This is a genomic window from Micromonospora sp. NPDC048887 (assembly GCF_040649715.1).
Lineage (GTDB): Bacteria > Actinomycetota > Actinomycetes > Mycobacteriales > Micromonosporaceae > Micromonospora.
Genome location: NZ_JBEZGA010000001.1, coordinates 304,904 through 317,687, shown reverse-complemented (window position 1 = coordinate 317,687; position 12,784 = coordinate 304,904). Strand labels below are relative to the sequence as shown.

9 protein-coding genes and 2 pseudogenes are annotated in these 12,784 nt (G+C 64.7%); 2 read left to right on the top strand and 9 right to left on the bottom strand.

The window, feature by feature from the left end:
• Positions 1 to 22: 22 nt before the first annotated feature.
• Positions 23 to 247, bottom strand: coding sequence for a hypothetical protein (locus AB0C17_RS01460; protein ID WP_081635946.1), 225 nt, complete (start codon positions 245 to 247; stop codon positions 23 to 25).
• A gap of 247 nt (positions 248 to 494) precedes the next feature.
• On the opposite strand from AB0C17_RS01460, the gene AB0C17_RS01455 reads away from it, so the two are divergent.
• On the top strand, positions 495 to 2,084 hold the full coding sequence (locus tag AB0C17_RS01455; protein ID WP_357476235.1) for a Rieske 2Fe-2S domain-containing protein: 1,590 nt from the start codon (positions 495 to 497) through the stop codon (positions 2,082 to 2,084).
• 53 nt (positions 2,085 to 2,137) lie between these two features.
• On the opposite strand, the pseudogene AB0C17_RS01450 reads toward AB0C17_RS01455, so the two are convergent.
• Positions 2,138 to 3,076, bottom strand: a pseudogene (locus AB0C17_RS01450) (FAD-dependent oxidoreductase); the annotation flags it as partial.
• A gap of 372 nt (positions 3,077 to 3,448) precedes the next feature.
• Here AB0C17_RS01450 and AB0C17_RS01445 point away from each other — a divergent pair.
• Positions 3,449 to 3,751, top strand: coding sequence for a hypothetical protein (locus AB0C17_RS01445; RefSeq protein ID WP_357476233.1), 303 nt, complete (start codon positions 3,449 to 3,451; stop codon positions 3,749 to 3,751).
• 437 nt (positions 3,752 to 4,188) lie between these two features.
• Here AB0C17_RS01445 and AB0C17_RS01440 read toward each other — a convergent pair whose 3' ends face one another.
• The 7 genes and pseudogenes from AB0C17_RS01440 to AB0C17_RS01410 all read right to left on the bottom strand — a co-directional run.
• The gene (locus AB0C17_RS01440) at positions 4,189 to 5,256 is read right to left on the bottom strand and encodes a phage portal protein (RefSeq protein WP_357476231.1); all 1,068 of its coding nucleotides are present in this window, start codon (positions 5,254 to 5,256) and stop codon (positions 4,189 to 4,191) included.
• Between the two features lie 169 nt (positions 5,257 to 5,425).
• Positions 5,426 to 6,598, bottom strand: a complete 1,173-nt coding sequence (locus AB0C17_RS01435; protein ID WP_357476229.1) for a phage major capsid protein — start codon at positions 6,596 to 6,598, stop codon at positions 5,426 to 5,428.
• Between the two features lie 1,560 nt (positions 6,599 to 8,158).
• Positions 8,159 to 8,404, bottom strand: coding sequence for an HNH endonuclease signature motif containing protein (locus AB0C17_RS01430; RefSeq protein ID WP_357476227.1), 246 nt, complete (start codon positions 8,402 to 8,404; stop codon positions 8,159 to 8,161).
• 588 nt (positions 8,405 to 8,992) lie between these two features.
• On the bottom strand, positions 8,993 to 9,361 hold the full coding sequence (locus AB0C17_RS01425) for a hypothetical protein (RefSeq protein ID WP_357476224.1): 369 nt from the start codon (positions 9,359 to 9,361) through the stop codon (positions 8,993 to 8,995).
• 527 nt (positions 9,362 to 9,888) lie between these two features.
• Positions 9,889 to 10,044: a hypothetical protein gene (locus AB0C17_RS01420; RefSeq protein ID WP_357476222.1), complete on the bottom strand. Its 156-nt coding sequence runs from the start codon at positions 10,042 to 10,044 to the stop codon at positions 9,889 to 9,891.
• 434 nt (positions 10,045 to 10,478) lie between these two features.
• Positions 10,479 to 11,957 carry a recombinase family protein gene (locus tag AB0C17_RS01415; RefSeq protein WP_357476220.1) on the bottom strand — a complete coding sequence of 493 codons (1,479 nt, stop codon included), beginning with the start codon at positions 11,955 to 11,957 and terminating at the stop codon, positions 10,479 to 10,481.
• Positions 11,861 to 12,724, bottom strand: a pseudogene (locus AB0C17_RS01410) (NAD(P)-binding protein); the annotation flags it as partial. The gene AB0C17_RS01415 and the pseudogene AB0C17_RS01410, both read right to left, overlap by 97 nt.
• Positions 12,725 to 12,784 lie beyond the last annotated feature (60 nt).

Sequence of the window (12,784 nt, the reverse complement as noted above, 5' to 3'; positions counted from 1 at the left end):
GCACTACCGTGGGCGCCGCGCGTCAGGACCGCAGGCCGTTGCGGCGCAGCACGGCGTCGCCGATGACGATGGCGATCAGCAGCCCGGCGATCCCGAACAGCCAGATGTGCTCCACCCGGCCTTCCTCGATCCCGCAGAACGCCATCAGAACCAAGGCCAACGCCGACAGCACCGCACCGATCCGTCCGGACTTGCGGTGTCCGGGCTTGTGCTGATCTGGCGCGGTTACCGGCTCGTCTCCTGCCACTGTCGGTCCTTCCCTCGCGATCGGATCTCCGATCAGTCTGGCACGCCGGTAACCGGGCCCGGCGCAGGGTCCGACCTCCTGTGCCGGGGATGACCCGGGCGGGCGACAGCGGACCGTCCGGCCGGCCCGGGTCGTTGGTCCCGTCCCGGTCGGGGCGGAAGGCCACTACCGGCGTCGCGGAACGGCGAGCACACTGCCTCCGGTAGCGTCTTGACGTACACCTGATGCCTTTTTGAGGAGGACTGCGGTGCGAGTGACCGGTACGGGGCATGCCAGCATGCGGATCGACACGGCCGCGGGCAGCATCCTGTGCGACCCGTGGGTCAACCCCGCCTACTTCGCCTCGTGGTTCCCCTTCCCGGACAACTCCCAGCTCGACTGGGCCACCCTCGGCCAGGTCGACTACCTGTACGTGTCGCACCTTCACCGGGACCACTTCGACGCGAAGCACCTGCGCGACTTCGTGTCGAAGGACGCCACCGTCCTGCTGCCCGAGTTCCCCACCTCGGAGATGGAGGACGAGTTCCGGGAGCTGGGCTTCACGAAGTTCCTCAAGGCCCCGAACGAGCAGGTGGTGGAGCTGCCCGGCGGCCTGAAGATCATGATTCAGGCGCTGACCAGCCCGACCGACGGCCCGATCGGCGACTCCTCGCTCTGGGTCGAGTACGACGGCGTCCGGCTGCTCAACCAGAACGACGCCCGCCCGACCGACCTGACCGTGTTCGCCGAGCTGGGCCACGTGCACGCGCACATGCTCCAGTTCTCCGGCGCGATCTGGTACCCGATGGTCTACGAGCTGCCGCAGGCGGCGAAGACGGCGTTCGGGAAGCAGAAGCGGGACCGGCAGTTCGACCGCACCTGGCGCTACATCGACGACCTGAAGGCCGACCACGTCTTCCCGATCGCCGGCCCGCCGTGCTTCCTCGACGACGACCTGTGGCAGTTCAACGACATCTTCGGCGACGAGGGCAACATCTTCCCCGACCAGTCGGTGTTCCTGTCGGAGTACGCCAAGGTCGGCGGCACCAACGGCGTCGTGCTGCTGCCCGGCAGCGTCTCGGAGATCACCACCGAGGGCGCGACCACCACGCACCCGGTGCCGGTGGAGGAGTTCTTCGCGAACAAGGTCGCCCACCTGGAGGAGATGCGGGAGCGCAAGCGCCCGGTCATCGAGGCCGAGAAGGCGTCCTGGCGGCACCCCGAGGTGGACGTGCTGGGCGAGATGAAGCGCCGGATCGAGCCGCTGCTCGACGAGTCGATCTACCTGGCCAAGGGCGTCGGCGGGCCGGTCCGCTTCGACCTGGTCGGCACTGACGGCACAGGCGGAAAGACCATTGAATCCATCGTGGTGGACTTCCCGGGCAAGGAGGTCCGGCCGTACGCGGACGAGAAGGTCCGCTACCGCTTCCGTACCGAGCGGGCGCTGATCGAGCACCTGCTGCACATCGGCGAGGTGGACTGGGTCAACTCGCTCTTCCTCTCCTGCCGTTTCTCCGCGGCCCGCATCGGCCAGTACAACGAGTTCGTCTACGCCTTCTTCAAGTGCCTGTCCGAGGAGCGCCTCCAGTACGCAGAGGGCTGGTACGACGAGCACGAGCGGGCGGTCGACGCCGAGGACATCACGCTCGACGGCTGGGTGGTGCAGCGGCGCTGCCCGCACCTGAAGGCGGACCTGAGCCGGTTCGGCATCGTCGAGGGTGACCAGCTCACCTGCCAGCTGCACGGCTGGAAGTTCGACCTGGCCAGCGGGCGCTGCCTGACCAGCGTCGGGCACAAGATCCGCGCGCACCGCGCCGACGCGGAGACCCCGGCACCGGCCGGGGAAGCGGCCGTCTGACGGTTCCGCCGCCGCCGTCCGCCGGCCAGGAGGCGCCCGACGGCCGGGAGGACTCAACCCAGGTCGGCGAGGATGCGGCGGGCCGCGTTGTGCCCGGCCGCGCCGATCACGCTGCCCGCCGGATGGCAGCCGGCGCTGCCCGCGTACACGCCGTCCACACCGGTCGCGTACGGCATCCGGTCGGTGAACGACACCGTGTTGTCGACGTGGTGGATGTGCCCGCCGGTGATGCCGAAGTGCGCCTCGATGCCCGGCGGCGGCAGCGGCACCGCGTCCGCGACCAGGTCACCGGCGCCCGGGGCGTACCGTTCGCAGATCGCGATCAGCCGCTCGACGTAGCCGGGCAGCGCGGCCTCCCAGGTGGTGCCGGCCAGCTCGTAGGGGACCGACTGCACGAACAGCGCCGACGAGTGGTGCCCGGCGTCGTCGGACAGCGACGGGTCGACAGTGGTGTGCAGGTACCACTCGATCGTCGGCTCGTCCGGCAGCCGTCCGGCCCGCACGTCCGCCCACATGCCGCGCAGCGCGGCCATCGGTGACTCGCCGCCCTCGCCGACCAGCGACGCCGAGCCGGGCAGCAGGTGGATGGTCGAGCCGAACGGGCTCGGCGCGTCCTCCGGCAGGCAGGAGAAGCGCGGCAGCCCGGTCAGCGCCAGGTTGAGCTTGAGTGTGGTGCCGGGGCGGCGGACCGCCGCCATCCGCGCGCCCAGCTCCGCCGGGAGCGCGCCGTCGGGCAGCAGCTCCATCAGCCGGTACGGGTCACACGCGCCGAGCACCACCGGGGCGTCCACCTCCCGCCCGTCGGCGAGCGTCACCCCGGCGGCGGCGCCTCCGGCCAGCCGGATCGCGGTGACTGGCGCGTCGGCCACGATCCGCGCCCCGGCGCGCACGGCGGCCTCGGCGAACGTGCGGGACACCGTGCCCATGCCGCCCCGGGTGATCATCCAGGTGCCGTCCGCGCCCGGCAGCCGGCACATGTTGTGCACCGCGAACATGAACAAACGTGTGACGGCGTGTCGTGACCCCTGCCGGGCCCCCGGCGAGGGCTGGAACCGTTGCGGCGTAAGGGATTCAGCCGTCTAGCGTCGTGTCACCCTCAAGCTCCGCGCGACGCCGGGCAGCCCACGCACGCACGTCCTCGGTAGCCCACACCCGGCCCACCGTCAGATGAGCCAGCGGTGCCGGAAAGTCGGGCCGGTCGGCAAGCGTGTTGGCACGCTGCCGGGAGATGCCTAGGAACTCGGCAATCTCAGCCATAGCCATAACCGGGGCCGCCATTGGCCGAACCTTCCGAACGTGAACCTTTACGACACGTCAACTAGCCCCCCTTGACGACCCGTAAAGGGGCCGGGAAACATCGCGGTATGCCCACCAGCGAGCACAGCAAACGCCACCCCCTGAGCAACGTTCACCGCGTCTACCAGCACTTGCCGATGCGGCCCCTGTGGCTGTGCCGGGTGTGCGCCGCCCCCTGGCCGTGCGCCACGGCCCGGATGCTGCTACGGATCGAGTACCGACAAGACCGGGTGTCCCTGTCCGTCTACATGTCGTCGTGTCTGTTCGACGCCACCGGCGACCTGTTGGCACTCAACCCGAACCCGGGCCCGCAGCCCGGGGAACTGTTCGACAGGTTCCTAGCGTGGACCGCCCCGAAACCGGGCGGCTGACAAGCCGCCACAACACCCGACGACGGCCGGGGGTAGGTAGAGGTGCCACCCCGGCCGTTCGTCGCCCCTACGGCCGTTCTAGGAGGCCCGACGGGCACACCCCGGACAGATCAACCCCGGGCCCACGGAAAAACTGCCACGCCTGGTGCGCCGGATGAATGCAGCGCCGATAGCCGCAAGACGTGCGGAACCGCTTAACGTGCGGGTCTCCCGGCTCATGCATCAGAAACAGCCGGACGTTTACACGCTTCCCGTCCGGGAGCGTAAACCAGCAAAGCGCATCCTTAGACCGGAACTCACCCCGCCAGATAAGGCACTCACCCTGCCGCTCAGAATGCAGCAGAACCCACCCGGGCCAGTCATACATAAGCTCATCCACAGGAATCCTCCCCAAACAAAAAATGGCCCCGGGCCCCATCACGGGGCCCGGGGGCTACTTAGTTGGTGTCGCCGGACTCCCCGGTGGGGGGAATATGCAACGGCTGGACGAACGTGCTTCCCTTACCGCCGGGAAGTGGTTCCCGGTCCTCAAGGGCCCGCACCTCATCAACGGACAAGAAACCCGCCTGGATGCCGGTCCGGTAAGCCTCGTAACGCTCAACCGTCTTAACCCGCATCCGCGCATTCACGTTGAACCGCAAACCCTGACCGGCAGGCAACAGAGCGGAGAAAGCCTGCTCAATACGCACCAGCCACGGCATCAACGTTTGCGTAACAAACCAGTTGTGCTGTTCCTCCACACCGGAACCCCACGAACTAGCCGTAGTCGGGTCAAGCATGTAAGCGGGCACCCGGAAAACCCCGGCGATAGCTAGCCGGTTGAAACGCTGAGTCTCAAGGAATTGCGCCTGCTCCGGGGTCACCGAAACCTGCTTCCATGTGGCACCGCCCGTGAGAATGCCGATACCGTGGCTCTGCTTGACGCCCTTGTGAGACTTCCGCAGCATCCGCGCCATCATGGCAACCTCATCCGGCTTAGGGTTGCCGGGGTGCTCGACAACCCCGGAAACCGTGGCACCCTGAGCGAAGAAACGCGCCGCGTATTCCTCAGTAGCCAAACCAGCACCAATGGTTTGCCGCGCATTCTCAAGCGGCGACAGGCCGCGCAGACTGTTCGCCGTAGCGAACCCCTTAACGTGGATAACGTCCCGGCCGGTCAGGGTCACGTCAGCGACCCTGTAAAGCACCCCCGAGCCGTCTTCCGTCAACTCAACCCGCACCGTCCGGGGGTCAAGCGGCAGCACAGCAACAACCTTCCCGTTGCCGCCACGGAAGACACGAACGAAAGCGTTCCCGTCCGTCAACAGAGACGTCATGACCTTTTGCCAAAAGTCGAACGGCGTATCAAACGGGTTCGGCTGACTCAGCCACACCGGCCCGGTAACCGGCTTACGGGTGTCACCGGTATTCCGCACCGCGTCAACCGGCAAAGCCGCAACAGCGTCAGCGATCAACGAAACACAGGTGTAAACGGCTGACAGCGAAAGCGCCGTTTCCTGACTCACAGCCACCCCGGACCATGTGGGGCCCTGGTTGGCGAGAGCGGAAAGAGTACCGCTAGTGGCCGCTGGTGCTGCCCGACGTTCCCTCATTCGATCCCAAAACCCCATAGGGCCACCTCCTTACAGGGAAAGGGCCCGACCCCAAATAGGGCCGGGCACCTCACGGAATGAATTAGAGAACGCCAGCGATACGAACCACGGCACCCGGGTTCGGCACCAGCAGATCAGCACGCATCTTCGCGGTCACCAGGGTTTCGTCAGTCGCGCCGTAGACGTACGGGTTAACGTCGAAAACCGCATCCTCACGGACAACCGCGTACACCTCCGACGGCACATAGACGTAAACCGACGAAGCGTTGGTTCCGGTGCCCTGGGTCTCATTGGTGCTCAGGTTGCCGGACAGGAACACCGGCCGACCGAACAGGGCCCGGGTAACACCACCGGACGCGCTACCGGCGCTGTCCTGAATAAGCGACTTGTTGGAACCAGTCGCCTCCTTCAGCTTAAGAATGGCCTTCCACACCTTAGGGGCCATAACGATCACGGCCGATTCCTCATCCGCGTTCGCCTCCGCCAGCATTCCCAGCGCGTCCGCAATCGGGTCGAGATTGGTCAGGGCAGCACCGTTGGCACCCATCGAAACAGCGCCGATACCGGAAACGTTCTTAAGGCCACGCACGTTAGGCGCAGTGCCGTTGCCCTCAAACGCGGAAAGGTCGTACGCGAGTCCGACCGAACGAATCAGGCTCTTAGCCAGAGCATCCAGCGCGGCAGGCTTACTGTCAGCCAGAACCTCGTTTGCGACGCGGGCACCCTGAGCGAACTTCCGGGGGACAGCGGTAAGGCTTTCCGCGTTCGGGTCCGACAGGGGAATGGTGCCAGCCTCAGCGACGGCACCGGCCGTGCCATCCGAAGTCAGGTGCGGAAGAATGATGCTGTCACCCGTGGTGCGAATGACGTTCACACCGGAACGGAAGATGACAGACTGCTTAGCCAGAAAATCGAGAACGAACGTGGCGTTATCGGCCGGGGTGAAAGCGGCACCCATACCGGCAGCGCCACCGATAGCGCGCATCTCAGCCGCGAGCAGGTCACCGGCACGCACCTCAGTGCGGGCGCCAGGCAGACCAACCGGGTTGGCAGCGATCACGGAACGCTGCTCAGCGTCAACAGCGGCACGGTTCTCAACCGGGGCCGCCTCGGTGGCAGTCACAGCCGGGGTAAGAGCGTCAAGCGCAGCGTTACGCGACTCAACCGGAAGGGTGCCGTTATCGGCAATCTGAATCAGGTTCTCAACCAGGGTGGCACGCTTACCGGCAAGCTCAGCCGCAGCACGAATAGTCAAAGCTGTTAGCTCCAATCAACAAAAAAAGCCGCCCCCGGATGGGACGGCTGACGTGTGAGTTGCTTATTCAGTTGGTATGGAGTTAGCTATTCAGTTGTGACGCACAGTTCGGCCGGCCGTTACTTAGCGTTCAGGGCGTCAATTGCTGCGCACGCGATCAGCGCATACACCCGCGCCCAATTTCCCTTACCATCCTCAAGGCACTTAACGGTGCGCTCGTAAAACTCGCCAGCCATACAATCAAGATCGTTCGCGTCCAGCTCACGGAACGCACAAACAAGGCTCTCCACTAGTGGCCCCTTCCCTCGTAGATACACAACAAAAAGGGGGCCCGGTGCCGTAGCACCGGACCCCCTTTCCCGCAGGGCTCACCCAACCCAGGAGTCTGCTCACTCACCTATACTGATTTATTCGGCGGATTGTGTCTCGTATGACCAGCCATCCGGGAACGCGCCCAGAAAGTCCAACAGTTCCGGGGTGGCCCTCAGAACACCCCGGGTACGCAAACCGTGAGCAGGCCGCTTCCGGCGGGTTTTGACACCCGCGCGCCGCAGCTTCCGCAAATCGTTATCCCGGATCTCCTGACAGGCAGCCGAACACATCTCTTGAGGCCGACCACGCTTAGGGGCCCCACCGTCAAACCGGCGGCCACAAACGATGCAGTTCCGGTAACGCTGGTTACGATTCTTGCCCCGTCGCCATTCCTGCCGCCGCTGCTCTAGCACAGCCTCACGGACGCTGAGAGCGTCCAACCATTCCGGGCAGTCCCCACCGGCAAGCGGGTGACCCACCCGGTGAACGGAACACCAACGGTAATCACGGCTACGGTTCATCGGGCAGCCCTCCACATCTTGAAAGCGTCCTCAAGGTGATCCGGCAGGTAATACGGTGACGGCGGCGGAACAGGCCCCGGAAGCCAACCGGACGCTTCCGTGAGGAATCTGTAAACCTCATCCAACGGGAACCCGTGGTTCCCGATAGTTCCGCCAAATGTGGCGTGCTCATAACGGCCGGGGTGAGGGTGTGCGCCTAGGAAAGCGTCAAGCGTCCAACCCTGGTCATGGCCCTGGTGCGCCTCACCTACGGCCGGGGGTGGCCGGTGAGGCTTAGACACACCGGCACGGCTACGCGCTTTCCTGTCAGCCGCCGCGCGACGCTGACACTCCATCTCAGGGCAATAAAAGCGGTTGCCCCTGACCGGGGAACCGCAGACACGACACTTCTTGAAGTTGTGAATGGCAAACCTCCTTGCTTGCTGAAAACGTGACAGCGAATGTCACGGCAGTTGTCACAGTTGCTTTCGCGTTTCCCCAGCTCAGGCCCCGGATAGCGCCAGAACGTGACGCGAATGTCACGAAGTCACGCCCACAAAAATGCGGGTGGGGAGCTGGGACTATGGGAAAGTGCGGGAAAGTTTCGGATAACCCCCGGCGGGGCCGGTCCGCTGGTGCCCGCGTACAAGGTAGCCCGCTGTAAGCCATTCTGAGGGCCCGTACCGGCCGACCCTACCCATTCCCTACGCCGCGTCTGTTAGGCGCTCTCCGTGCGTCTCAGCGGGTTTTACAGCACGTCTGGTGAGTACGGGTCAGGTCGCGCGGAAGGCCGCTTACTGTTGCCGCTATTCCGTCGGCTGTTAGCGATCCTGGCACCCTGCCGTGCCGAACAGGTGGCACAGTGCGGACGCCAGTTGTCTACGTCCATCAACAGATCCGGCCGGGAACTGACCGGGATTGTGTGGTCAACGTGCGTGGCGTGTGCGCCGCACTCATGGCACCTCGGGTTAGCTGCCAGGAAAGCGGCACGCATGCGTCTAGCCCTAGGGCCGTACCATTCCGGCGGGTGGCTGCGGCTGTAGGCGTACGGCCGTTGCACACCAGCGAACGGCTTAGGTTTGCATCCCGGGCACCGTGAGCCGGTGCCCATCGGGATTAGCTTCCGGCACTTAGTGCAGGTGTTGAAGCTGATAGCTTCCCACCCCCTTCAAGATCAACGCGGAACTCTTTCTTAGTGTTCCTGGGTGGGTTGAATAGGTGTTGCCAGTAGTAGGCAACCCCTCAAGGGTTGCCGTAGTAGTAGGCAGAGCTAGGCTCTGCCGTTCCCTGGGTGGGTTAAAGGTTGCGTAGCCTCAAGCGAAGCAACCTGTTAAGCCGTGGTTGTCGTTTCACTTCCACCCCGGCATAGCGAGCGTCAGCCGTCAGGCTGAGAGCGAAGCTGCGAACGTAGTTCGCTATACAGACGGGGCCGTTAGGCCCCTTTTTGGTTTATAGCTAGTAGGAACCTCGTTAGAGGTTCCCTCTCTCTTTAGAGAGATATGGCGGGGTGACCACCCCCCCTCCTTTACCCCCCCCACCCGGGGGGTGGTGACCCCCCCTCCCTAGGGGGGTGGTGACCCCCCTAGCTTTCGGGAAGTAGGGGAATGTAAACGGTTCGGTTTTGAGGACGCTTGCCAGCGTCGTAGCTGTCACCCATTGCGGCGGCAACGTGCGCTTCCGCCTGATTGCCGGTCAGCACCCGCAACAACCCGGCATCAACCAACTCCCGGTAGCCGCTCTTAAACTCCTTCCGGTCATACAGACCGGTACGGCGCACCAACTCATCCTGAGAAACCCATGTGCCGCGTGTAGGCGGCGGCACCGGCTTGTCAGCGAACGAATCAGAGATAGCGACGGCAGCCCTAAGCGCCGTCATGGTCAACCCCCGGCCGTTGGGCCGCTTAGCCAACATCACGGCTTGCCGCCACCGGATACGCCAGTCACCGCGCATCCTCGGTGGTCCCGTGGGTGGCTTCCGGGTTGGCTTCCCCTCGACCACCCCGGGAACCGCAGGGCCCCCCGCCGGGGCCCCGGTCGTAGTGGTCACCTCCTGGTGCCCGGTGGCACCAGTGGCAGCCTCGTTCACCGGTTCCGGCGGACATGAACCCATCCCGATAGCCGGGCAGTTCCAAAAGTCTCCCCGGGGGGAAAGTGTTTTAGTGCCATGCGGGCACGTCGGTTCTCTCATGCTTGCTTGCTACCTTCCCGCTGTTACCGCTTAGGGGGTCGGCCGTCATCCGGCAGCAACCCCCGGCGGCGCATCTCAATACGCTTAAGCGCGTTCCCTTCCTCGGTGGCGACAACCAGCCGACGCAGCAGCGCCATCATTTCCTCAGTCACTTGACCCCCTCAGCGCTTTTACAGGGCAGGCAGCGGGAGAAATCCCGCTCACCGGTCCTACGGTTCCGGTAGGCGAACAGGTAAACGTGCAACCTTTCCCGGCACACCGGGCACCGGCGGGTTTCGTTGGTGAACCGCTCAACGGTCGCCACGGCGAACCCCCTTAACGCAGTCGGCCCTAAAGGCGTAGTAGGTGCGCTCAGGGCGGGTGACATGCAGCATCAACAGCACCCCGAACAGCAGGCCGATAATCAACCCCAGGGACAGACCGAGCAGGGTTCCGAACGTAAGCATCAACTATCTCCCTTGCTTGCTTGAGGCATGGCGGTAGCCAAGCCTGTTGGACGTTGAAACAAAGAAAGGGCCCATGTGGGCCCCTCACGGGTGCCGCATTAAATCGGCACCTCACCCGTATATGTCTGGATGTAAAACCGGATGGTTGCAGGAGTGACTCCGATCACAACCAACTGTGAGCAGGGGAAACGGCCGAAAACTCGCCCAAAACCTGTTACACAAGGCCCCGCAGTTGGGCCGTTGCGGTCACAGAATACGGGCCCCCAACGCTCGGGAATCCTGGCAGCCGTCAAGCATCCCACGGCTGTAACAGTCCCCGGCGGCAGCGTGTAAACGGGAAAGCCCTGTAAGCCTCCCTGGGGCACGAAAAAGCCCCGGGGGTACCTGACTACCCGCCGGGGCCGTTCAACGGCTCTCAGAACCTCTGAGGCGGTTTAGTCAACCGCTCTCCCGTACCGTTTAGCGTGCTCCGCCTGACGCTGGAACACCGCGTACTCATCCGGCCCGGTCGGCAACGGCCGCAACCGTCCCCGCCGGTCATAGATGTGCACGTAAACCGCCGTAGGCGGAAGCACAACGTTTCCGGCCGGGAAGATACGTACAGAGCCAGTGACAGCCTTAACCAGCATGCGCCGCTGCTCAATAGTCAAAGCCTCAAACTGCTCTACCGTCACCGGCACACTCTCCGGCAACGCCCCCGGCTCAGGCTCCGCTAGCGCGTCTTGGATCTCAGCCAACCGGGCAAGGATTCGCTTATTGCCCTGCTCAAGCTGAGACACCGTGAGGGCCCGCCGGTTGAACATATCCATAAGCGCGGTTAGCTCCCCCTCAAGCTCCCGCCGCTCAGCGTCCAACGCTTCCCGGTCAACCGTGGGCCCCTGGTCGCCACCCTGGCCCAAATCCTCAGCCGTCAGCATTTCAACCACGGTAGCCGTCACGTAAGCGTCAATCTGTTCCGCCCGAAGCTGCCAACACTTCTCAGCGCAACGGTAGACACGCTTCTTAGCCCCGGTGCGGGTACGGGTCCAATTGTTGCGGGCAGGCTGCCCGCACATGCCGCAAACGTAGATACCGCCACCCAGGTATTTCACGTTGTTACCCGTGGCCTGACGGACCCGGGTAACGTGCGCGACAAGGTCCGTCCATTCCTGGTACGACAGGATGGGTTCCCAATTGCCGGGGACAGTTTCAACCCGGTACTTAGGGGCCCGGTCAGACTGACCGGCCGTGAGAATGCTGGTGGGTTGGTAGGCGATCCTCGCCGCAAGATACGGGTTCGTCAGCGCACCCTTAACAGCCATCCACGTATACGGCTTCCCCGTCTTAGGGGTCATGATTCCCCGGGCCGTCCATTCCCGGGCAACACTCATCAGCGTTCCCCCGGCGCGGACATGCTCAGCCGCCCACCGGATAGCTTCCGCTTCCGCCGGAACAATCGTGAACGTGGCAACCCCGTCTTTACGGGCCCGCTGGTAACCCAACGGCCGAACGGTGCCCACCGGGGAACCGTTGGCGACACGCTGCCGGTTAGAAGACTTCTGCCGCTTGCTTTTCTTCTCAACCTCAAGGCGAGCCATAGCGGCACCCATACGGGCCGCAACCCGGCCTTCCGGGGTGGTTAAATCCAACAGGCTGCCGTGGGCGAAATACAGCGGCACGCCCCGTTCCTCAAGAACGTAAATAAGCTGCTCAAGCTCGATAGGCTGCCGCACTAGCCGGTCATCATCACGGAACACAATCCGGGCCACCTTGCCCGCTTTCACGTCGGCAACCATTTGCCGGTACGCGGGCCGCACCTTCTGAGCGTTACTAGCCGACCGGGACTCATCCCGGTACACCTCAACATCAGTCCAGCCGTTGCGCTCACAGAGGGCCAAGCACTCCGCTTCCTGAGCCTCAAGGCTGACGGACACCTCAGTGTCAATCGAGATGCGTACATAAACGGCGGTCACGGGGCCGGTGGGCCCGCTCTGCAAGGGGGAAGCCATGTCGACATTTTGCCATAGTTGCCGACCAGGAAGTTGTGGCCGGTGCCGGGGTCGTCCGGCCCGGCGTTGAGCCCGGACAGGCCGTCGGTGACCGCGTACATGCTGACCAGCAGCTCGGAGCGGAAGTCGAAGCGGGCCAGGTGGTCGGCGACCGAGCTGCGCACCAGGTCGACGAAGACCCGCCGCAGCGCGGGCCGCACGTAGCGTTCGGCGGTCTCCTCGACCGGCAGCGGCTCGGCCAGCCACGCCGGGGCGAGGTCCTCCCGTAGCTGGGCCAGCTCGGCGTGCAGCGCGTCGTCGGCGGCGACGTCGGCGGGGGAGAACATCTCCGCGAGCTGCCGCCGGCTCGCCGCCACGTCGCTGCCGGCCAGCAGGTACGGCGAGCCGAGCCCACCCGGCGTGGGCAGGAAGTAGTGCGGGTCGCGGCGCAGCACCGGGATGCTCACGTCCAGCGTGGCCAGCAGTTCCGGCGGCATCAGCCCGAGCAGGTACGACCCGGTGGAGTGACGCAGCCCCGGCACCTTCGGGAACGGGTTCTCGGTGCGGGTCGCCCCGCCGATCACGCCTGACGCCTCCAGCACCAGCACGTCCAGGCCGGCGCGGGCCAGCAGGATCGCCGAGACCAAGCCGTTGTGCCCGGCGCCGACCACCACGACGTCGGCGCGGGACGGCAGCTCACTCGCGTCGCTCATAGGATCGGAGCGTAACTGCGGCGGGACCCCGGCGGGAGGGCTCGCGGCGGGGCGCTACCG

Coding starts and splice junctions, on each gene's coding strand:
- AB0C17_RS01445 (WP_357476233.1), top strand. CDS start 3,449: ATGCCCACCAGCGAGCACAGCAAACGCCACCCCCTGAGCAACGTTCAC.
- AB0C17_RS01430 (WP_357476227.1), bottom strand. CDS start 8,404: ATGCGTGCCGCTTTCCTGGCAGCTAACCCGAGGTGCCATGAGTGCGGC.
- AB0C17_RS01425 (WP_357476224.1), bottom strand. CDS start 9,361: ATGCGCGGTGACTGGCGTATCCGGTGGCGGCAAGCCGTGATGTTGGCT.
- AB0C17_RS01420 (WP_357476222.1), bottom strand. CDS start 10,044: ATGCTTACGTTCGGAACCCTGCTCGGTCTGTCCCTGGGGTTGATTATC.